The 22,097-nt window shown below is 43.1% G+C and carries 23 protein-coding genes; 20 read left to right on the forward strand and 3 right to left on the reverse strand.

Annotated elements, in window-relative coordinates:
- Positions 1–4 precede the first annotated feature (4 nt).
- On the forward strand, positions 5–1,039 hold the full coding sequence (locus tag IGI82_RS05195; RefSeq protein WP_438841822.1) for a hypothetical protein: 1,035 nt from the start codon (positions 5–7) through the stop codon (positions 1,037–1,039).
- A gap of 60 nt (positions 1,040–1,099) precedes the next feature.
- Here the strand turns inward: IGI82_RS05195 and IGI82_RS05200 are convergent, their stop codons facing one another.
- Positions 1,100–1,444: a hypothetical protein gene (locus tag IGI82_RS05200; RefSeq protein ID WP_438841823.1), complete on the reverse strand. Its 345-nt coding sequence runs from the start codon at positions 1,442–1,444 to the stop codon at positions 1,100–1,102.
- Between the two features lie 292 nt (positions 1,445–1,736).
- On the opposite strand from IGI82_RS05200, the gene pepA reads away from it, so the two are divergent.
- From pepA to ytpR, 4 genes are all read left to right on the forward strand, one after another.
- Positions 1,737–2,813 carry a glutamyl aminopeptidase gene (gene pepA, locus IGI82_RS05205; protein ID WP_005225427.1) on the forward strand — a complete coding sequence of 359 codons (1,077 nt, stop codon included), beginning with the start codon at positions 1,737–1,739 and terminating at the stop codon, positions 2,811–2,813.
- 129 nt (positions 2,814–2,942) lie between these two features.
- Positions 2,943–3,263: a thioredoxin family protein gene (locus IGI82_RS05210; protein WP_016613643.1), complete on the forward strand. Its 321-nt coding sequence runs from the start codon at positions 2,943–2,945 to the stop codon at positions 3,261–3,263.
- Between the two features lie 12 nt (positions 3,264–3,275).
- A complete protein-coding gene (locus IGI82_RS05215) occupies positions 3,276–3,737 on the forward strand; it encodes a universal stress protein (RefSeq protein WP_005225429.1) in 462 nt (153 codons plus the stop codon).
- 272 nt (positions 3,738–4,009) lie between these two features.
- A complete protein-coding gene (gene ytpR / locus IGI82_RS05220) occupies positions 4,010–4,624 on the forward strand; it encodes a YtpR family tRNA-binding protein (RefSeq protein ID WP_005225431.1) in 615 nt (204 codons plus the stop codon).
- A 68-nt stretch (positions 4,625–4,692) separates the two neighbouring features.
- On the opposite strand, the gene IGI82_RS05225 is transcribed toward ytpR, so the two are convergent.
- Positions 4,693–5,997: a S1C family serine protease gene (locus IGI82_RS05225; RefSeq protein WP_010747716.1), complete on the reverse strand. Its 1,305-nt coding sequence runs from the start codon at positions 5,995–5,997 to the stop codon at positions 4,693–4,695.
- A gap of 373 nt (positions 5,998–6,370) precedes the next feature.
- Here IGI82_RS05225 and rlmH point away from each other — a divergent pair, with 373 nt between their 5' ends.
- The 7 genes from rlmH to IGI82_RS05260 all read left to right on the forward strand — a co-directional run bounded on the left by rlmH (position 6,371) and on the right by IGI82_RS05260 (position 10,381).
- A complete protein-coding gene (rlmH, locus tag IGI82_RS05230) occupies positions 6,371–6,850 on the forward strand; it encodes a 23S rRNA (pseudouridine(1915)-N(3))-methyltransferase RlmH (protein ID WP_438841824.1) in 480 nt (159 codons plus the stop codon).
- Between the two features lie 65 nt (positions 6,851–6,915).
- Positions 6,916–7,653, forward strand: a complete 738-nt coding sequence (gene truA / locus IGI82_RS05235) for a tRNA pseudouridine(38-40) synthase TruA (RefSeq protein WP_438841825.1) — start codon at positions 6,916–6,918, stop codon at positions 7,651–7,653.
- A gap of 42 nt (positions 7,654–7,695) precedes the next feature.
- Positions 7,696–8,454: a type I methionyl aminopeptidase gene (gene map, locus IGI82_RS05240; protein ID WP_061054428.1), complete on the forward strand. Its 759-nt coding sequence runs from the start codon at positions 7,696–7,698 to the stop codon at positions 8,452–8,454.
- Positions 8,455–9,057: 603 nt separating this feature from the next.
- Positions 9,058–9,156 (forward strand): type I toxin-antitoxin system Fst family toxin, encoded by a 99-nt coding sequence (locus tag IGI82_RS05245; protein WP_115233064.1) that lies wholly within the window; start codon positions 9,058–9,060, stop codon positions 9,154–9,156.
- Positions 9,157–9,329: 173 nt separating this feature from the next.
- On the forward strand, positions 9,330–9,488 hold the full coding sequence (locus IGI82_RS05250; protein WP_332283190.1) for a PTS glucose transporter subunit IIA: 159 nt from the start codon (positions 9,330–9,332) through the stop codon (positions 9,486–9,488).
- 258 nt (positions 9,489–9,746) lie between these two features.
- Entirely contained in the window at positions 9,747–10,037 is a 291-nt protein-coding gene (locus IGI82_RS05255) for an AbrB/MazE/SpoVT family DNA-binding domain-containing protein (RefSeq protein WP_080583835.1), read from the forward strand.
- Positions 10,031–10,381, forward strand: coding sequence for a type II toxin-antitoxin system PemK/MazF family toxin (locus IGI82_RS05260; protein WP_016610020.1), 351 nt, complete (start codon positions 10,031–10,033; stop codon positions 10,379–10,381). The genes IGI82_RS05255 and IGI82_RS05260 overlap by 7 nt, the downstream gene beginning before the upstream one ends.
- Before the next feature lie 315 nt (positions 10,382–10,696).
- Here the strand turns inward: IGI82_RS05260 and IGI82_RS05265 are convergent, their stop codons facing one another.
- Positions 10,697–11,104 carry an Lrp/AsnC family transcriptional regulator gene (locus IGI82_RS05265; RefSeq protein WP_438841826.1) on the reverse strand — a complete coding sequence of 136 codons (408 nt, stop codon included), beginning with the start codon at positions 11,102–11,104 and terminating at the stop codon, positions 10,697–10,699.
- Between the two features lie 120 nt (positions 11,105–11,224).
- Here IGI82_RS05265 and IGI82_RS05270 point away from each other — a divergent pair, with 120 nt between their 5' ends.
- The 8 genes from IGI82_RS05270 to IGI82_RS05305 all read left to right on the forward strand — a co-directional run bounded on the left by IGI82_RS05270 (position 11,225) and on the right by IGI82_RS05305 (position 22,095).
- A complete protein-coding gene (locus tag IGI82_RS05270) occupies positions 11,225–11,827 on the forward strand; it encodes a cysteine hydrolase family protein (RefSeq protein ID WP_438841827.1) in 603 nt (200 codons plus the stop codon).
- 257 nt (positions 11,828–12,084) lie between these two features.
- Complete coding sequence (gene msrA / locus IGI82_RS05275; protein ID WP_438841828.1) at positions 12,085–13,008, forward strand: peptide-methionine (S)-S-oxide reductase MsrA; 924 nt, start codon at positions 12,085–12,087, stop codon at positions 13,006–13,008.
- Positions 13,009–13,357: 349 nt separating this feature from the next.
- Positions 13,358–14,719 (forward strand): hypothetical protein, encoded by a 1,362-nt coding sequence (locus IGI82_RS05280; protein WP_005225442.1) that lies wholly within the window; start codon positions 13,358–13,360, stop codon positions 14,717–14,719.
- A gap of 16 nt (positions 14,720–14,735) precedes the next feature.
- Positions 14,736–15,959: an amidohydrolase family protein gene (locus IGI82_RS05285; RefSeq protein ID WP_413153591.1), complete on the forward strand. Its 1,224-nt coding sequence runs from the start codon at positions 14,736–14,738 to the stop codon at positions 15,957–15,959.
- An 859-nt stretch (positions 15,960–16,818) separates the two neighbouring features.
- Positions 16,819–19,854, forward strand: a complete 3,036-nt coding sequence (locus IGI82_RS05290; RefSeq protein WP_438841829.1) for a WxL domain-containing protein — start codon at positions 16,819–16,821, stop codon at positions 19,852–19,854.
- A 506-nt stretch (positions 19,855–20,360) separates the two neighbouring features.
- A complete protein-coding gene (locus tag IGI82_RS05295; protein ID WP_016613633.1) occupies positions 20,361–20,768 on the forward strand; it encodes a helix-turn-helix domain-containing protein in 408 nt (135 codons plus the stop codon).
- Positions 20,769–21,079: 311 nt separating this feature from the next.
- Positions 21,080–21,658, forward strand: coding sequence for an LOG family protein (locus IGI82_RS05300; protein WP_438841830.1), 579 nt, complete (start codon positions 21,080–21,082; stop codon positions 21,656–21,658).
- Positions 21,655–22,095 (forward strand): nucleoside 2-deoxyribosyltransferase, encoded by a 441-nt coding sequence (locus IGI82_RS05305; protein ID WP_438841831.1) that lies wholly within the window; start codon positions 21,655–21,657, stop codon positions 22,093–22,095. Before IGI82_RS05300 ends, IGI82_RS05305 begins: the two co-directional genes overlap by 4 nt.
- Positions 22,096–22,097: the final 2 nt, after the last annotated feature.

The following is a 22,097-nucleotide window of genomic DNA, read 5'->3' on the forward strand; positions in this document are numbered from 1 at the left end:
ATCAATGAGACAAACAGAGAGCTTGCTGCTTTTGGGCGTGTTTGCGGTTGGCCTTTTTGTGGTGTACTGGCTGAAAAAGCATCGACAGGCGCGCCACAACCAAGCACTGGCAGCTCAACTGAAGCGTTATCCCAGCGTGCGGAAAGCGTGGTTGGCAGCCGGGGCAAAAAGGGAAGCAGTCCTTTTGGTTCCTGGTTTAAAAAAAGCTACTGCCGCAGTGGCAACGACGGCAACGGCGAAAGCAGAAACGAGGCTGTACAAGCATGCGGATCAGTGTCAGGCAATGACCCCACAAGGGTTGGCCGTTTCGGAGGACTATTTGTTCCTCTCTGCGTACTGTTCGCAGCAGGAACACCACTCACAGCTTTATATAATAGAAAGAACGAGCGGACGGCATCTGAAAACGGTGGTTCTGCCAAAACGCCCCCATGTCGGCGGATTAGTCTTTGATCGAGCAACGCAAGTGCTGTGGCTAACCATCACAGGGAAAGGAATGGGGCGCGTGGCGTGTGTTTCTCTACAAGCACTGCTGGAAGATGATTCCTTGGCAACCAATCAGCCTATCGCTTATCAGCAAGTCATCGAATTGGCAGGCATCACTCACAGCTCCTATTTGGCAGCCGATAGCGGTGAACTTGTCTCAGGGACCTTTGCCTTGAAACAAGGGGGCGTGGTGGCGAATTATCCGCTGCCTGTTCTTTCAGACAGCGGTCGCAAAGCGTCTCCTCGCATCAAGCCGCATAAGAGAAGGATCACCACCACGAAAGTCCAAAGTATCGCCTTTACCACTGAATACATGTTGCTGGCACGTTCTTTTGGACCAGGGGCGGCGGAGTTATGGGTCTTTTCAAAGGATGCAACGGTGCTGACTCGCAAACATGCGTTGCGGCGCATCAAGTTTCCCCATTACCTTGAACAGATCGTGGTAGAAAAAGGGCAGCTGTACTGCTTGTTTGAAAGTGGGGCATGGGCGTATCGGCAAAAAGGCGGCAGCATTGATGAAGTCGTGGTATTGGACCTTGCGACCTTGCTCCAGTAAAAGCACTGCTTAAAAAGAAAAAAGACCAGCCTCTTAAGAAGCTGGTCGTAAGTGCAGTGATTAGTCCACGATTGCTCGTTGGATATCTAAGACGGTACCTGTATGAGCATCTGCCAAAAATTCATAGGTGACAAGCTGCCCGTCTTCGGTGCGGGTGATGCCGCCAGTATAACCTTGGGAAGTGATCGCAAATTTGCGCAAAGGTTGTTTTTCGAAATTGATCCAAGAACCTTCGATCGGTCCTTCTTTGATAAACGCCGCTTTTATATTGTCTAAGACATCATCGGCATTCATGGCTTGCCTTTTCTTCAACCAGATCGTTGAAAAAATCCCTCCTGCAAAGCCAAGACCTAAACCGATGGTCAGTCCATTTTTAAAATAATGCAATGGATGATCATTCTCCATCTAATGTCCCTCCTAAAGTAAGTTTTCCCGAATGTTTTGATCTCGGTGAAAGCACAGGTTCTCTTAACAATAGTTTACCATAGTTTAGAAATATTCTATAAGAAAAATAACCAACAATAGAAATTTGCGCTATAATAAAGAATATCAGTAGGAATAAGGAGGAAGAGAGCACATCCGTTGTTTCACCCAAAAATTGCTGGAAAACACAGCAACAGCAAGCGTTGCTTTTTCAAAAAAAGCAGCTTTGTTTCTTTGGGGCAGCAAACAACCGATACGTGTTTCTCGAATAATCATGGAAGAAAAAACATTTCAACGCATCAAAGAACTAACGGAATTACAAGGAACCAGTGGGTTTGAACACGACGTGCGGGCGTATATGCGTGAAGCGATGACCCCCTTGGTGGACGAGATCCAACAAGACGGCTTAGGCGGCATCTTCGGTTTGCGTCACCACCAAGAAGCAGATGCACCACGAGTGATGGTAGCTGCTCACATGGATGAAGTTGGTTTCTTATTGACGACGATCACCGATCGCGGCTTATTCAAAGTCACTCCTTTGGGCGGATGGAACCCTTATGTGGTTTCTGCTCAACGCTTTACATTGAAAACAGCAAAAGGCGATTATCCATGTGTTTCTTCTTCAGTACCGCCACATTTGTTGCGAGGAAGCAGCGGTCAAAAAAATGTTGAAGTCACAGATATTTTGTTTGATGCTGGGTTTGAATCAAAAGAAGAAGCAGAAAGCTTTGGTGTACGTCCTGGCGATACGATCGTCCCACAAGTGGAAACCATCAAAACTGCCAATGGAAAAAACATCATCTCGAAAGCTTGGGACAACCGTTACGGCTGTGCGGTCGTATTAGAAGCGCTTGAAGCCTTGAAAGAGGAAACGTTAGGCCATACGCTGATTGCTGGTGCCAACGTTCAAGAAGAAGTCGGCTTACGAGGTTCTCGTCCGTCTGTGACGAAATTCAAGCCAGACTTGTTCTTTGCGGTCGATTGCTCGCCAGCAGATGACACAGTCACCAAAAATGGTACCTTTGGTCATCTAGGAGCCGGGACTTTGATGCGAATCTATGATCCAGGCATGATCATGTTGCCACGGATGAAAGAATTCTTGTTGGATACAGCAGAAAGCAACAACATTCCTTACCAATACTTTGTTTCAAAAGGTGGTACCGACGCTGGTGCGGCACACATGGCAAATGAAGGGATCCCAAGTTCAGTCATCGGTGTTCCTGGACGTTACATCCACACCCACCAAACCCTATTCAGTATCGCTGATTATGAAGCGGCACGGGAAATGGTGATTCAAGTCTTGAAAGGTTTGGATCGTTCAACCGTTGATACGATCTTGGCAGGACAATAAGCGAGAACGAACGAAAAGAGACAGCAACCCGTTGTCTCTTTTTTTCTGCAGGGCTTTGCAAGATCAGCATGTCAGTTGGTAGTCCCTGAAAGAAAGGTGTATACTGAAAGAAAAGAAAGTGGTGAGTATTTGATTATTCCAAAAGATTTAGCAGAGTTAGCAACATATGTGGAGAAAGGCAAAAATGTCTTCTTTTTCACCGCCGATTGGTGTGGCGATTGCCGCTACATCAAACCGCAATTGCCTGAGATCGAAGCGGACTTTCCAGATCTTCAATTTGTCGAAGTCGACCGTGATGAATACATGGATGTAGCGGTTGAATGGAACATTTTTGGTATTCCTAGCCTCGTCGTTATCGAAGACGGCAAGGAGCTGGGACGGTTAGTCAACAAGGATCGCAAAACCAAAGAAGAGATCGAAGCCTTTTTAACCAGCGTACAATCAGCATAGGAGGGGAAAAAGATGGAAGCACAAAGATATCAAAACATTTTAGTAGGGATCGACGGTTCAGATCAAGCGATGTCTGCCTTCAAAAAAGCAGTGGAAGTCGCTCGTCGAAACCAAGGGAAGGTCTATGCCGCAACGATCATCGACCAGCAAGTGCCGACCATGATGGGCTATGCACCTTTGGATAGTTCGATCTTGGAACAAGAAAAAGATACGGCGAAAAATCTGATCGACGACTGCAAAGCTTATGCAAAATCAGTGGATTTTGATCTAGTTGAAGGCATCGTCGCTTACGGCTCCATCAAAGACGCCCTTGCCACTCAATTACCAGATCAATACGACATCGATTTGATCATGGTGGGGCAATCTGGGCTGAATGCCGTGGAACGCTTCATGATGGGGAGTGTCGCCAGCTTCGTTATCCGTGAAGCCCGGTGCGACGTGCTGATCGTATCACCTGAAGAAACCAAAGCGTAAGGTCATTTTTGAAAAAATAAGCTTGTCGTTGCCGTGTTCTTTTCCTTAGTTTGCATGGTAGTAACAAGTGACAAAAGGAAGTTCCTGAGAACCAGCGGTTTTGCTCGCTAGTGAAGCATTGTCTTTAGCAAATGAGCAGTAGCTGGTTTTCAGGCTTTTTTGTCTTTGAAAATAACTAGAATTTCAAGGAAAACAAAGAAATTCCATGACGGATGCCGAAAAATTTGTTAAGATTATGGGCGGAATGTGTAAGTACCTAAGGAGGAAAAAACGTGATTTTTGCTTATAACAAAGAATATGTCAGTGATACACTGCTTGCCATCACAGCAGATGATAAAGGATTAGAACAAACCGTCGAACGCAAAGGCAATGTTGCCCAAATCAAAAATGAAGAAGGCACGATCGTCGGCTGGAACTTTTTTGCGATCTCAGAAGTGATGACGATCGAAGGCCGTGGCCAAGTGACATTGACGAAAGAACAAATCCAACAATTGAACACCATGATCAAAGAAGCAGGATTCAGCGAAGAACTGCCTGCAGATACGGAACCAAAAATCGTCGTTGGCTATGTGAAATCTTGTGTGGAACATCCAGACAGCGACCATCTGTCTATCACGGAAACAGAAGTTGGAGATGGAGAAGTCTTGCAAATCGTCTGTGGCGCTGCCAATATCCGTAAAGGCTTGAAAGTCGTTGTCGCAAAACCTGGCGCAATGATGCCAGATGGCTTGATGATTTGGCCGGGGACGCTTCGTGGCGTAGAAAGCTTTGGAATGATCTGCTCTGCTAAAGAACTGCATTTAGAAGGTGCCCCAATGAAAAAAGGCATCCTTGAGCTGCCTCAAGATGCCGTTGTAGGTGAAGCTTTTCCAGTCGGTAAAGCCTAAAAAAATGAACTGCCGCTTCCTGTTTTTGCGGCAGTTCATTTTTTGATTGTTTCGATTGATTTTGGTGATTAGTTGCTGCTGTCTGTTGATTGTTCGTTGATCGACGTATCAACGGAAAGTTTTACTTCTGCTGTTTTTTCTTCATCGCCACGATAGAAGGTTACAGTGATCGTGTCACCGACTTTGTGTTTGTACAACGCAGATTGCAGATCCGTTGTTGTGCTGACTTCTGTGTCATCGATCTTCGTGATAACGTCATATTGTTGCAATCCTGCTTGTTCTGCTGGTGTTGCATTGTTGACTGAGTAGATCACAACGCCTGAAGTTACGGATGAAGGAACTTTCAAGATTTGTTCTTGTTGTTGTGATGTGATGGAACCTAAATCGATCGTTTGGATACCTAGTGCAGGGCGGACCACTTTGCCGTCTGCTTCTAGTTGATTGATGATTTCAACGACATCGTTACTTGGGATCGCAAAGCCCATCCCTTCGACACTAACACCTGAAGCAGAGCCAGAGGTGCTGGCGATTTTACTTGAGTTGATCCCAATCACTTGACCATCAACGTTGATCAGTGGACCACCTGAGTTCCCCGGGTTGATCGCAGCATCCGTTTGGATCGCATTGATACTGATCGTACCACCAGATTCGTTTTGGCTTGTTACTTGACGATTCAAGGAAGAAACGATCCCTTGTGTCACAGAGTTTGCGTAGTCAGAGCCTAGAGGAGAACCGATCGCGATGGCTGGTTCGCCGACTTTCAAGGCACTTGAATCACCAAATGTTGCGGCAGTCGTTACATGCTCTGAAGAGATTTTCAATACAGCTAAGTCTGTATAAGCGTCAGTACCGACCAATTCAGCTTTGACTTTCGTACCGTCTGCTAAAACAACTTCCAAACCGTCTTGACCTTCAACGACGTGGTTGTTGGTTACGACATAGGCATCGTCGCCATCGATTTTGTAGATGACCCCACTCCCTTCAGAAGAAGCTTCTAAAGCACTGTCGTCGTCGCTTTGGCTATCGCCTTCACTCTGTCCGCCTTGCTGACCAAAGAGGCTGTTCCAGTCGTTGCTTTGACTTTGTTGTAGATTAATGATGGAAACGACAGAATCTTGTACTTTTTCAACTGCCTCAGTGACATCGCTAGTCACATCAAGTTTTACATTGGATACTTGGGTTTGTCCGTTAGAATCTTGGACCCCGCTGTTGGTCGTGGTTTCTGGTGTTGAAGTCAAAGAGGAACCCATTGCCAGATACAGACCGCCGAAGGTCAATAAACCGCCGACCATACCGCCTAAAATCCCAATACCTAATCGTTTTAATAAACCAGGAGAAGTTTTCTTGCCTGGTGTGACATATTTTCTTGCCATTACTATTTCCCCCTTAATGAATAATTCGTTATAATCAGTATATTCCTTCTATCTGAGATTAGTCTACTAAGAGATTTTGAAAAAAATATGAAGAAGTTGCGTAAGAATCTGTTTCAAACGATGAAATTTTCTTCGCAAAACCCGTTCATTTTTGAATAAAAATAGCAGGCAAAACTGGGGAGAAGCGAAGGTCTGTTTATCCACAGTGTGTGGACAAACTTGAAAGCTTTGGTTGGGTGGATGAAGAAACCCTTGAAGTGTCGCTGTTTTATAGATAAGATAGAAGGATTTTAAAGAAAGTCAAAGTGTGTAAAAGGTTGTGGATAGCACTGTCCACATTTTCATAAAATAAGGGGATAACGAGGAGGAATCTATGAAAATCAAAATCGTCACAGTAGGAAAACTAAAAGAAAAGTACCTCGTTCAAGGAATCAACGAGTACGCCAAACGATTGGGGGCATACACAAAGCTTGAGTTTGTCGAAGTACCAGATGAAAAAGCACCAGAAACCTTGAGTGAAGCCCAAATGCTGCAAATCAAAGAAAAAGAAGCGCAGCGCATTTTAGCCAAAATCAAAGACACCGAATATGTCTTTGCATTAGCGATCGAAGGCACCAACCCCACCAGCGAAGCCTTCGCCAAACAAATCGATCAACTCGGCATCCAAGGAAAAAGCCAACTGACCTTCGTCATCGGCGGCTCCCTAGGCTTGAGTCAAGAAGTCATGACCCGCAGTGATGCCAAAATCTCTTTTGGCAAAATGACCTATCCGCATCAACTCATGAAGTTGATCTTATTGGAGCAAATCTATCGAGCGTATCGAATCAATACGGGGGCGCCGTATCATAAGTAAATACCTCAAGCAATATAATAGAAAAAACTATCCACCGATAGTATCGGTAAAAAGGAGCAACAACCATGCGAAATATCAAATTAACAATTGAATATGACGGCAAACGCTACTTAGGGTGGCAACGACTAGGAGATTCTGAAAAAACGATCCAAGAAAAAGTTGAAGGGGTCATCAAATTATTGACGGGAGAAGAAATTGAGATTGTGGGTTCTGGTAGAACCGATGCGGGCACGCATGCTCGAGGACAAGTGGCGAATTTCAAGACGACCCATCAAATGAGTTTGCCAGAGATGCAGCAGTTCTTCAACCGTTATTTGCCGCAAGACATCGTCGTCAACAAGATTGAAGAGGTACCTGAGCGCTTCCATGCACGCTATCACGCCAAAGGCAAGCAATACAGCTATTATGTTTGGAACAACTCGATCCCATCGGTCTTTGCTCGCAATACTAGTTTTCATTGCCCGCAGCCCCTTGATTTGAAAAAAATGCAGCAAGCGGCTGAGAAGTTGATCGGCACCCATGATTTTATCGGCTTTTCTGCATTGAAAAAATCAAAAAAATCAACGGTGCGTACGATCGATGAAATCACCATCACACCAGAAGGCGACCTATTGCGGTTTGCCTTCAAAGGCAACGGCTTTTTGCATAAAATGGTCCGAATCTTGACAGGCACACTGATTGCCATTGGCGATGGCACACTGCCACCAGAAGTGATCGATCAAGTGTTAGCCGATAAAGTACGACAAGCAGCTGGTGAAACAGTGCCTTCTCATGGCTTATTTCTAGATGAGGTGTATTATTAAAAGAAACAGGGTAATGGCTATTTAAGGAAAGGAGATCATCTATTGATCACATTAAAATCCCCACGAGAGATCGAACAAATGAAAACTTCTGGTCGTATCTTGGCAAGTATTCACGAGCAGCTACGGGAAAAAATCGTTCCCGGTATCACTACGAACCAAATCAACGCCTTTGTCCATCAACAGATAGAAGCTGCAGGGGCAACAGCCGCGCAAATCGGGTTTGAAGGGTATGAATTTGCGACGTGTATCAGTGTCAATGAAGAGATTTGTCATGGTTTCCCTTCAGAATATGTTTTAAAATCAGGCGATGTCGTCAAAGTCGATTTTTGTGTCGATTACAAAGGGGCAATCTCTGACAGCTGTTGGACGTATGCGGTAGGAGAGATTTCACCAGAACATCAAGCACTGATGGAAGTCACGAAAGAAGCCTTGATGAGAGGCATCGAGCAAGCACAGGTTGGCAACCGAGTTGGCGATATTGGTTATGCGATCCAAAGCTTCGCTGAAGAAAAAGGGTATGGTGTCGTGCGGGACTTTATTGCTCACGGCATTGGCCCAACCATTCATGAAGAACCATTCTTTCCTCATTTCGGGTTACCTGGCAAAGGAATTCGGTTGAAAGAAGGCATGACGATCACTATCGAACCGATGATCACGACCGGCACTTGGCGCATGAAGATGGACCCGAACGGCTGGACAGCACGCACCATTGACGGCAGCTACTGTGCACAATATGAACATTCGATCGCCATCACCAAAGAAGGTCCTGTCATCATGACATTGCAAAAGGAAGAAGCGTGAACATCACTTAATGTCTTTGAAAAATAACTGTGTGTAATTTCCGTAACATGTATACTTTCTACATCTCTTAAAAGGGCGTACCTAACTGATGGTACGCCCTTTCGAACTGTGCTTTTTTCATAAAGACTCACAAAAGAACTCAGAAATCAACAAGTGCTTGTTTATTCATATCGGTATTTTTGATGGAGTCATTCATATAGCATATCGTATGCTCAGTTGTTTTGGAGTGATTTAATCAAACTAAAGAACGATCTTTTTTCTACCTAAAATGAAAATAGGATTGAAGAGTCAATTCTGATTTATCAGCCCGATAAAATAAAGAGCGAAACTAATTAAACCAATGAATTTCAAATCATTCATACAATGGACTAGAAGCTTAAAAGTGTTTGAGATTTTTTCCCTTCATTCTTTCTATAGAAGACTATTTTATAGTGTGAGTACAGAGTTGACGTTAGAAATTTAAGACCAGCTACTAGATAAAAAATAGGTAATTTATTCAATTAATAGATTACACTTTTATTTTTGAAAACTGTCTAAATGATGCTGAAGATTTGATATAATAAAAAAGGCAACTTGCCCCCTGGGGGGGTGTTTGTAGTGTATATGAGTTTTCTATCGTTGGTTGTCGCACCAATTATTGTTGGTATAGTCATCGAACTATTTTCTCACTGGTTGGATGAGAAAGACAAAGACGACAACTAAGCAAGTTGCTATCCAACTCACATGCTAGCAGTCGCAACTAGCATAAAAAAAGGCGCTCCCTTTCGTCGCGGTTAGGGAGCGCCTTTGTGCTGTAGTGCTATAAATTTTCTATCGTTTCGCAAGGTTATTATACCACAGAAAAAAATAAAAAACTACCCGTGATATCCACTTGAATAGATAAAGAAAACGACCCCGTATTTTCTGATAAAGCCATGGGTGACGGTTTTGCAGGTATTCCTATTGAAGAAATTGTTGGCTCCCTGATTAGTGGGAAAGTTAACTATTTTTTCGAACTAGCTATGCTATCCAATATAGAACACATGAGGGAATAAGTAGGGGAGGGACAGCAATCCCTGTTGTTTACTACTTATTTGCATCCAAATATTGTTAATACCTAATGAGCGTATCACGTTGCTATAATCAAATCGTTTATGTCAGTCATTGTTTTACAATGCGACATTTCAGCATACTACAAATTTTTATTAGCACAGCAGAGTAAACTTTTAAGAACGATTCTTTTTAATGGAATTTAGGTGAATCGACCAAAAAGGATAATTATGTATATACTCTGTCGCGGTATATGTTATACTATGTATATACAGAAAGAGGTGTCGAACATGGAAATGCTACCTATAAAAAAATGGGGCAATAGTAACGGTCTTAGATTGCCAAAGTACATTATGGAGTATCTTGGCATTCATACAGATGACAAAGTGAAGATAATACAAGAAGAAGTAAACGGGCATAAACGGCTAATCATCGAAGCAGCAAATGTAGAAAACGAGTTAACGATTGAAGAGTTATTTGAAAACTACACTGCTGAGAGAAATCATGTGGAAATTCAACATTTAGGTGAAGCAGTAGGGAATGAAAAATGGTAAGAAAACCTAGACAAGGGGATATTTTGTTATTGGATACAGCTCCTCGTGCTGGGCATGAACAAACGGGAAAAAGACCCTATATTGTTTTAAGTCATGACATGATTGCAGATTATAGTAATGTTGCCACCGTTGCTCCGATTTCTAGTACAAGTAGAAACTATCCGTTATATGTAAGTATTGATCCAGATTATGGAATGAAGACAACAGGAAAAGTATTGTTGGATCAATTAACGACAATTGATTATGAAGCCAGAGCATGTGTTTTTTTGGAAAAAGCGCATGAGCACTTGGTTGATGAGTTATTGATGAAAGTTAGAACAGTATTTCAAAAAGTAAGTAAATAAAAACAGCATGCTCATCTTATCGATGTTGACCATGCTGTTTTCTTTTATTCTATAAACGCTTTGTCTCGTAACATTATACGCCGTACAATCTTTGAGATACTAGCTCTATTCCCGTGATCCTGAACGATACTTTTATAAACAAGGCAACGGGGGGCGCTTTTGTGTTTACACTAGCAATCTTAATACTTTATGCTTGGCGATTTTTGAATTCGGCACGCTGCTGCTGGGCATCATTGCCAAAATTTCGGCGATTGAGTCTTCGATGAATATATCAAGGAATCTAATGAATGTAGGGCTAATCCACAGTGGCTAACATCAATCATCCCCATGATTGAGTTTATCAGCCACGAAGGTTTCTACACTATACCTGCCCCAGTTTGAGAGACTCTCTATAAATAAAGGGAAGGTTACATCTGTAAAATGACTGACCAAGAGATAACAAGCTTGACCCGAAACTTTATGAAAAACCTCAATTTCTTTGTATTGATTCACGAAAGCTTCAAAAGCTGTATAGCGATTTAAATCCATAAAAAACCGGATGTATTGCGTACTTGGGTAGTTTACTACAATACTAAATCGCTGAATGATTCCCTCATCTTGCAATTTCAAGATCCGATTCCCCACGGCTTGTCCCGTCAGGTGGACCATTTCGCCGATTTCTTTGTTCGATAATTTGCTGTTGTGTTTCAGGATAGCTAGGATTTGTTCATCGATGATGTCCATAAGGGTTCCTCCTTTCATAATGAAAGTAAATTGACTTTATCTTTTTCAAGAGACGCTTTGTTGTAAGGTCATATGTATTTATACTGGATTATAACAAATAAGAAAAGAAATGGTGATTCTATGAAAAAAGCTTTAGTAATTATTGATGTCCAAAATGACTATTTTAAAGAAGGAAGAATGGCCCTTCATTCCCCTGAACAGGCGCTTGCAAACATAAATAAACTAGAAGCGTCTTTTATCGAAAAGCAATTCCCGATCATCTATATCCAACACATCAACGATCAAGAAGCAGCTGATTTTTTTGAACAAGGGACCAAAGGCGTACTGCTGCATGAACAGTTAAAAACAACGCATTCTTCTATTATTATCGAAAAGCACTTTCCTAACTCGTTCGTTGAAACAAATTTAAAAGAGACGTTAGACTCTTTAGGTGTTCAACAAGTTATCATCACTGGGATGATGACGCATATGTGCATCGATTCAACCACAAGAGCTAGTAAAGAACTCGGTTATCAGCCCATACTGATTTCTGATGCTACGGCAACGAAAGCATTAACATTTGAAGCGCACGAAATTCCTGCGGAAGCTGTTCAACGAGCGTTTTTATCGGCGTTGGAAACCTTCTCTACGGTGATGAAAACCGATGACTATTTAAACGGATTGGAGAAAAATTGCGTATTTACCAACAAAGGCAAAGGTTCATTTGCATTGAGTGGTTCTTGATCACTCTTTGAAATTGGCAATCCTATCTCATTCCGTTCAATGTTTCTAAAAAAAATGAATGCCCAATTGCGTACCCACCAATGATACTGAGCTGATCCCTCAGAGGATGAATAAGAACTAATCCATACAAAAGCCAAAAACGTTCGAGGATTTCTCTCGAACGTTTTTTGGGCATCAAATTGGGCGAATCGGCGAAACTATGGTACAGTGCAACCAAACAAGGAGAGAGAGTCGCTCCTTTATGAGGCAAAGGGGCAATGGTGATGAAGCAAACAACGATGGCGTGGCTGTCAGAAATCTATAATTTGATCTTGCATCCTGGCACGAGACAGTGGGAACGAGAACAACTGGTGCAAGCAAAAAATACACTGGAAACTCAGCTGGCGACCAAACAAAAAGCAGGCAAACACGAAAAAGAATCGTCAAATAGCCTTGAAGACCAACAGACCAAGCGGGTTTTGGAAAAACTAGAAGCGTCGTTGCGTCCTTTGGCACTGAGAAACAATCTGACCCCGAATGTCGCAGAGTTTTATCAAACAATCAGCCAGTCAGCACCGAAAAAGGCAATGAATGAAGAAATAAGCAAAGTCCAACCAGCAGAAGTTTCGGTGGAGCCGAACGAAACAGGTGGAAAAGCACAAGAAGTGGCTATTTTTGCTGGCGGCTGCTTTTGGTGTATGGTAGAGCCTTTTGAAGATCAGCCGGGCATTTTTTCCGTCTTGTCGGGGTATACCGGGGGAACAGTCCCGAATCCGACGTATGATCAAGTACTAAGCGGAACAACAGGGCATGTCGAAGCGGTAGAGATCGTTTTTGATCCCAAAATCATCACCTATCAGGACTTGTTGCAGTTGTACTGGCAAGTGACAGACCCGACAGATGCTTTCGGACAATTTCAAGATCGCGGCAATTTTTATCGCCCAATCATTTTCTATACGACTGCTGAACAGGAAGTGTTTGCGCAAGGAGCCAAAAAGGAGCTAGCCCAATCTGGTTATTATCAGCAACCCATCGTGACTGAGATCCGCAAGGCCACGCAGTTTTGGCCAGCGGAAAACTACCATCAAGCATTTTACAAGAAACAGCCAAAGCGCTACCAGCGGATCAAGCGAGCGCGCAAACAACTGATGCTTTTTTATCGGCTGAAACGCTGGACAAACCGAGGAAAAAAACGATCATAAACAGAAGATCACTAAAAAAAGCGGGGCTCCGAGAAAAGAGGAAAAGGATCAAATGAAGGCTCTTTTCTCCACAAGCCGCGCTTTTTTCTGCGCTTTTAGCCAATTGGATAAAAAACGCAGATTTATTTTAGAATAATGTCCAAAGAAAGCGTTAACAACAAGAATTATAATAGAGAAAGAAAAAGTGGCGAAAAAGGTCGAAAAAGCAGGTGTCTTTTGCTTGATTCCTTTCTTCGAGGAAAGAAGGTGAGAAACACCAGAGAAACATCAGCGGAAAAATCAATCGGCAACACCCCATAGCAACACAACATTTATTATATGAAGGTTCATATAAGTTAGGAGAAATGTGATGAAAAAAAAGGGAACGTTCGTCTCACTGTTTATGGCTCTCATTCTTTTTATCTTTTCAGAAAGAACAGTGTTTGCGGCAGAAGCGATCAATGAGATCGTCGCACCAACAGGAGTCAAAGCATTTTTAGTACTGATTCCGTTAGTGTTAGTACTGGTTTTGCTCTTTAAAAAAGTAGATATGATCATTGCTGGCTTGATTGCTGGGATCTTGGCGATGATTATTGGCGGGATCAGTTTAGCTGAAGCCAATTCGCAACTGTTGGAAGCTATTCCGACGATGTTAAGTATTACGGTGCCAATCATCAATTCCGCTGTAGCGATGGCGGTCTTCAAAGCGGGCAGTTATACGGCGGCCTTAACCTTAGCCAAAAGAGGGACCAAAGGAAAAGTGGAATATGTGGCTGGTTTTATTGTCATCTTATTGGCAGCAGCGACTTATATGTCTGGGATCGGCGGCGGGAGTGCAATGGTGATCGCACCGTTAGCATTTGCGGCAGTTGGGGTGGTACCCGAATTGATCGCAGCGATGTCGTTAGCGGCAGCGGTCTCCTTTACGACTTCTCCTGCCTCTTTGGAATCTAGTATCGTGTCTGAACTAGGCGGTTTTAGTGTCGCTTCTTATGTCGATCAAATGCGCCCATTTTGGTTGTTATTCGTTGGTTTGGCGATTTTATTGGCATTCTTCGGGACTAAGCGTCGTCATCTAGGCTTCAAAGAATCAGCCAATCAAGAGTATGAGAACAAAAGCAATGGCGAGTTGTTCAAAACGACACTGCCTGCGATCTTCTTGCTTTTTGCGGTCATCTTTGGTCCGTTGATCAATGACCTGATCGGCTTTGTCCTCTTTACGCCGCTAGTTTATATGGTGGTCACGTTGGCGTTAATTTTTGTTTGTACTGACTTTTCGATGAATCAATCGGTGGAAGCGATGGTGGACGGATCCACGTATATTTTGACCCGCTTGTTCCAAGTGGGGATCTTTTTAGCCTTCATCAACGTGATCGCTGAAACTGGGACGTTTGCTGTAATTGCCGGTGCGGCACAAAATGCCCCCGCAGCGATCGTCGTTCCCGTGGCGATCTTGACGGGTGTCTTGATTGGGATTCCCGCAGGTGCCTATGTCGGCTCCGTTTTAACACTCGTGCTACCAGTTGCCGTTTCATTAGGCTTCCCAGTCTTAGCTCTTGGCTTTGTAACGATGGGGGTTGGCCTCGGCAGTCAAATGAGTTTCGTCAACATTACGATGCAAGCTTTATCTTCTGGTTTCCAAATTCCGATTCTGGATGTAGTCAAAGGAAACGTGAAGTGGTTGAGTTTAGCAGCCGTATTATTATTAGTCATCGGCTTAGTGTTTGGCTGATGGATAGGAGGAAAACATGGATTTATTGATCAAGCAAGCACGTCTTGAAGACGATGCAGAATTAGTAGACATTGCAATTTCAGAAGGAAAAATCACCGCAGTTGCACCCAACATTGAAGAATCAGCAGCAAAAACGATTGAGGCGAAAGGCAAAGTGGTGATCCCCGGATTGATCGAAAGCCATATCCACTTAGACAAAGCCTTGATTGCCGATCGTGAACCTAATAATTCAGGTACATTACAAGAAGCGATCCAAGTTACGGCAAAGCTGAAACCGACCTTTACCGAAGAAGACATTTATGATCGAGCGAAACGCGCATTAGAAATGCTGATCGTACATGGCACGACTGCTGTGCGCACCCATGCCGAATTTGATCCGGCGCAAGGCTTCACTGGGTTTGATACCATCATGCGCTTAAAAGAAGAATACCGCGACTTGATCGATATTCAGGTCGTTGCCTTTCCGCAAGAAGGGATTTTTAAAGCACCCGGAACGGATAAAATGATGATCGAAGCGATGGAAAGAGGCGCCGATGTCGTTGGCGGCATTCCTTACAATGATGCGCCAGCCAATGAACACATCGACTTGATCTTTGAGATCGCCAAACGATTTGACAAAGACATTGACTTGCATCAAGATTTTGCCGATGAAGCAGACGATACATCGATCGTCTACTTGTGTGAAAAAACCATCGCAGAAGGCTACCAAGGCCGGGTATCAGTAGGACATTTGACTGCGCTGCACGCCATGGAACCGGATCAGCTGGCAGAAGTTATCGATTTGATGGTCAAAGCCCAAATCAATGTGATGCCGTTGCCTGCGACCGATTTACACTTAGGTGCTAGAAACGATGCCTACAACGTTCGTCGTGCCGTGACGCCGATTCGCAAATTACGTGATGCCGGTGTGAATATTTGCTTAGGCAGCAACAATATTCGTAACGCCTTTACGCCATATGGCAACGGGGATTTGATTCAAATCGCTATGTTAGCTGTGCCAGTGGCGCATTTAGGCGGCGCCGATGACTTGCCGACGGTCTTGCCAATGATTACGACCAATACCGCCAAAGCATTAAATATCAAAGACTATGGGATCGCTGTTGGCAACCGCGCAGATCTGATTCTTTTAGATACCCAGAGAAAAGCCGATGTGCTGATCGATATTCCTGAACGTTTAGTGGTCATCAAAAATGGCCGTATCACCGTGGAAGTCAAGAAAGAAGTGACGATCCACCGCTGATGACAATAATTGAAACTTAATTTTTCGATGCAAAAATAAAACATATTTTAATAGATGAAACAGACTCGTGAGATGAAGAATTCAATCATTTCATGAGTTTTTTGTGTTTAAACGAATATTTTCACACATATAGGAGTGGATTTTTTTAAAACAAGTGTCTCGGATGTTATTGCTATGTTTCGAATAAAAGGTGTATCGTTATTTGTTTTAAAAAGTTGATGTTTTTTTATACCCTTTGAAGAGAATGCCATCTTTGAAACACGATTTTCGTTGATCGATGAATATTCTGATTTTTTCTCATGGAAGATGTCCACTATACTGGAAGAGAGTAAGTTTGAGAAACTTCGTGTATGAATAACAGCAATGAAGACGTATTAAAAGGTTTTTAAAGTAACGCCTAACGTTGCTTCTGTAGTAAATTTCTTTTGTGATAAAAAACAACGAATTTCTGTCTCAATAACGATCCTCAACCCACTGGATACTTTTAACTTAGGCAGTCAATAAATTGCTTTTGTGAAGCGAGACATTCTTTAATTGCTGTGTTAGTTATGAGGTTTTGGATGAAGGCCATCATTCTGGTATGCAAATGGCATTAAGTACTCATATGCCATTTCAAGGCGCTTTGAATCTAAATCGATTCTATTCCGCGATGACTGCTCGTTCTAAAGGAACAGTGTGAATGCAAACAGGAGCTTCGGATCGATGCTACTTACGTACGCCGTTTGAACAATGAAGATGTCTCCATTAGCCGGAGACCAATTGGTGACTGCTTGTTGGAATCATCGGACTTGTCTTAGTCGTTTTGCACGTTGTTGTCTCGATCATCAAGAAAAAAACAAAGTAAGGTGGGATCAATAGTATGAAAATGAAAACACTAAAAGTAATGGCATTAATCTTTATCGGGCTGTTTATTGTTCAGCAGGGTTTTCCCATAGTTCAAAATTTTTTCATTGATACGATTTATGCACTACAAGATAAAGAAGATGATGCAGTGTATTCTACCTTGGAGACTGCGGGGACTGAACAGCAAGACGTTGAAATTGGTTTTTCAACAGCAACGAAGCAAGGTAGTCCTGGAGAGACTGTCTTAATCGAATTCACCTCTAATCAGCCTCTAGACGAAATCAATCTGATCTTGCCAGCAGAAGCAAAAATCGAAACATCTTCTCTGCTAGAAGGTGTCGTCATCCAGCAGGTAGAAGCCGAGCAATGGTATCTTCTGTCCAAAGAACCGTTAAGCGCTTTTTTGCTCCCATTGATCTTTGAAGAAACCGGCGAGTATGAAATCCAAGTAGAAAATGAGATGCTCGCTGTGAAAATAGAGCAAGACAATAAAACAGCTGAGCCAGAAACTCCGAGAGAAGTAGAGGAGCAGCAATTGGATGAGGAAGTAGAGGATTCAGAAGATGGAACAAAGCATGCTCGTGATGATATCTTTACAACACCTGATCCAGATTTGCCTTTTGACCCCAATGATTCAGGAAATCTTTATTTGTTAGAGGGGCAGGAAATCGTTGAGCGGGGGGTCAGCAACTGGCGAGAATTTTTAATCGCCTATAGTGATCCTAGTGTCAATTACATTTATTTTGAGCGAAGCTTTCACTCTACCGAACCAGCTACTGCGGGTTTAACTAATATGCACAACAATCATGGTTTCCATAACGTCAATGGGGGAGATAATGGCATTTGGTTTATGGAACCTCGTATATCTAGAACATTGATTGTTGACGGAAAAGGATTGACCCTCGATATGCAGGCAGTGGTATTAGGGATGTCGTTCGTGACACATGATCCCACTAGCCCTTGGGATGTCACTTATCAAAACATGAAAATCTATCATGGAAGTTTCTACGGTACGTTTAATTTTTATGGTGCTGGAGCTGAAAATGTGCGAAATTCACGACTTCGTTTCCACAATGTGATAAGCACTGGAAATCGTATGGTTCTTGAACCAGAAGGAAGTGTCATTCTATCCGGTCATGTTAGTTCACACCAAACAACTACCTATACTTCAATATTTAATCCGTCATGGAACATTTCTGCTACCCGAAACTTAGCAAATCTTCTCGTCAATCAAATCGACATTGCAGAAAATGCGGAAGTATCTTTGTCCACCTTTAATTCGGGAAATCTCGATTTGAGAAGCGGGGTTTGGCCAACTGATCCAAGAGCTGCTTTAAGAATCGGAGAGAACGCCACATTGACACTGCAGTCAGCGGGGACTACAACTAGCGACTTTGCGGCTGGTGGTGCGAATATCTCCTTTCGAAATTTGCAAGGGAATATGACAGTAGGAAAAGGTGCCACGGTCAATCTAATCCCACGAGCCAATGGGGCATCCATTGTCATGAATGGAACCAATGGCACTATCCAGCTAATGGAAGATAGCACTGTGAATATTCGTTCATCGGGGCGCACCACGAGTACTAATGGCAATTTGCACAACCTCATCTGGGTAGCGGCAGGAAATAATCTTACTCTCGGTGAGAGGAGTACATTAGATATAGAAGCGATCAATCAGACAAGCTCAGGGTCGAATATCGTGAATTTTAGTGGGACTACTGGAATACTTCAAGTTGGCAAAGATGCGACGTTGGATATTCGTTCGGATACAACTGCTACTGGTCAAAATCTTATTGGTTTTTCTGGAGCAAACAATGCTACTAGATTTGTGATAGATGAAGCCAAACGTGTCAATCTTCAAAAATTAAACAGCATGAGTACTGGCAATCTAATCCACGGTGGGGGAGTTACTGCACGAAGGCAGTCGATTAAGCAATGGGACTATGGGAATATCAGTGGCGGGTCCAACTTTCATTGGACACCGATTTATTCGATGACTGCAAATATCTCCAATTCAGCAAATGCCGTAACAAACGTTACGAGTGTGACGTCTTTTCTACCAGTTACAGAGGAAAGTTTGAGGACCACTTTTAATTCGAGATCAAATCGCTTACTCTTTGAACATGTTCCTAACGTGGAAGTGACCATCGATTCCTTGACAGAAGATCCGTCTCTTCGTAATTCTCGTGTTATATCTGGCAGGGCGACACCAAGCAGCTATATTCGATTTCAAAGAGAGGGAGCACTCCCTGAGCCAGAGATATCAGCAATCACAACAATAAATCAGGATACTGAATCCTTTCATGTCATGTCAGATGCAAATGGTTACTATGAATTTGATTTATCACAGTATGAGCCTTTTGAACGCTTTCAAGTGGGAGAGTTTGTTACAGCCCATGCTATGTTATATGGTGAGTGGGCAAGTAAAACGGTGATCGTTGAGGCAATACAAGATATGGATCCAAAAGATCCACTGCAACCTGACAATACGATCGATCCGGATAATCCGCCAGATTTGGGTGTGAATCGCGGCATCATCAGTATCGATTTTATTTCACAATTTAATTTTGGGTCGGTACCGATTCGTTCAAGCCGAACCTCCTATTCAGCACAACCACAACAATTAAACAATGCTGAAGGGGATACATTCGGTGGAAAACGACCAAACTTTATCCAAGTCACTGATCGGCGAGCAGAAAATAGTGGATGGACGTTAAGTGCTCGTCTCGGAGAGGATGGCTTTGTCAGCAATGATGGCCACAAACTTCGTGGTGTCGAACTCTCGCTGAACAACATTGATATGGTAACGACGGGATCCAACGATTCGATGCGTCCTCACTACTGGGAAAGCCGAGCACTCAACACTGGTAGACAAACGCTGGCGAACGCCGAAGTAAATCAAGGCGGCGGTACGTGGATCCAACGGTATGGAGATCAAGAAACAATGGCGGATAGCGTTGTGCTAGAAGTACCTTCTGGAGCAGTACCACAGGCGACTGCATACACAGCCACGATCCATTGGGAACTGAGTTTTGTTCCGGGAATGGATTGATTGTTTTACAGCTAAGTACAACAGCATGATCAACTATCCGGTTAATGATAGAAAAAATAATGAAAAAAGTTATGCGGAAGCTGCAGAAGGAATCTACAGCTTCCTTTTTTTACGACTTTTTGTCAATAAGGGCTGATGTGTTTTGCAAATTCAAATCTGAGACTGAAGAATGCCTTATGATTTATTAGGTCTACAAATTATAAAACAAAAAAATACTAATGGAATAATTCCGACTTCATGTAGCTGGGATTTTTTGCGTTAAGACGTTAATTGAATGGAATCTGGTTTAATGTTGTAGAAAGCTCAGATACGTATTATGCCGAAATCACTCAATAAGCGGTTCTCTAGTCATTTATTCTTTTTTCATCTATGATAGAAAGAAAACCGCTATCACGGAGAGTTCGTTAAAGAAAATCCTGTCAAAACTGTTTGACAATGCCGTAATATCAATGGATTTGAGCAGAAACCACAGCAGGTCTGCGTTAAGGTAGAAGAAGGAGGCCAAGATGACGATTGGGGAAGCATTAAAGAACCATCGAGTCACACAGCAAATGAGCCAAGAAGAAGTAGCGACAAAAATTTTAGTGACCCGTACATCGATCTCAAATTGGGAAACCGGCAAGACGGTACCAGACAGTTTGAATTTATTGAAACTGAGTACCCTTTATGGGTGCAGTGTCGATGAGCTATTAAAAAAGGAGCGAGCAGGAATGAAAAAGAACTTTCGTACGATGACCTATGGTGCTGGATTGAAAGATGGAACGATGCGTTTGAAAATCGAGACCGATGCCAGCAAGTTTTTCCCAAAAGGGGTTGAAGTCAAAGCATCCGTCGATTTAGAAACAGGAGAAGTGACCTTTTTTGTCGAGCAAGAAGATTTGAAAAAACTGAAAGCAGCCACTGACGAAAAATAAATTTTTTATGCAGTATTTTGCTTGGACAAGAGAAAAAAGTGATGGATAAAAAAACACGAGCCCAGCTGCGTCGTGTTTTTTTATGTGGGATGAAAGAGGGCTGAAACAATCGATGAAAGCTGATTCTACTTTTTCTTTTCTGCTATTTTCAAGGTTTGCAACGTTTAAGGAAAAGTGAAAAGATGCTAACGGCTATATACAATATATAGTGAATAGAACGGTTTTTATCTAAATGAAGCACAATATATAGTATTTACTTTTTTGAGAGATTGTGTAAAATAGCAGGTGTAGTGAAGAAGGAGCTGTTGTTTTTGAGAGTAACTGTATGTTGCGGGACCCGTTTAGAAAATGAGAAAAAGTTGGCAAAGACCGCTCGTGCCATCGGCAATGCCTTGGCAAAAAATCACATCGAGTTGGTGTATTGCGGCCCTTTGGCTGGCTTGATGAGGGAGATCGTGAAAGGTGTCTTTGAGAAAGAAGGCGCAGTGACAGGGATCTATCCATCAGGTTCCTTTGCAGAAGAATTGCCGCCAATCGTCACTGGATCAAGCACCTATACTGAGTTCTATACGGATACGAGGGAGGAACAAACGCAACAATTGCTGGAAATGAGCGATGCCTACCTTGTATTACCTGGTGGATTTGGTACACTAGAGGAGTTGTCATCAGTATGCTCTTTTACGACTCTTGGGCCATTGTCAGGCAAGCCGATCGGTGTGTTGATGACCGAAGGCTTAAATGATGGACTGAAGCCGCTGCTAAAAATGTTTGAAGCTTCCAGCTTTGCTTGGGCTGAACGATCTGAAACGCTCTTTTTCCTATCTGACGTTGAGTCGTTGATCCAACGATTGGCTGCGAAGGGGTCAGGAAAGGAGTGCTTGGCAGGATGAAGCATGTCTATTTAGCGGGACCGTTTTTTTCAAACGAACAAGTCGCCCGACTCAAACAGGTAGAACGCAGTTTAGCTGAAAACCCGCAGCCCTTGGCGGTCTATTCGCTGCGCTTGTATCAAGAAGGTTCATCTGAACCCAACACACCAGAATGGGCAAGAGAAATTTTCGAAAAAGACATGCTGGAATTGACACGAGCCGACGTCGTCGTTGCCGTTTTGGATAACCATGAAGGGATCACCGATCCGGGAACAGCCTTTGAAATCAGCGCAGCACACGTACGAAATAAACCAGTGATCGCTTTTCAGGAAAAAGCCGCGGCGGTCAATCTGATGTTGACGGAGTCGGTGCAAGCGTATTTGACTGATTTGGCGGCGCGAACAGCGTATGATTTTGAAGCGATGGCGCACCGAGCATTTGTCGGTGACTATATTTAATA

Source organism: Enterococcus sp. AZ067 (genome assembly GCF_051715005.1).
Lineage (GTDB): Bacteria > Bacillota > Bacilli > Lactobacillales > Enterococcaceae > Enterococcus_D > Enterococcus_D casseliflavus.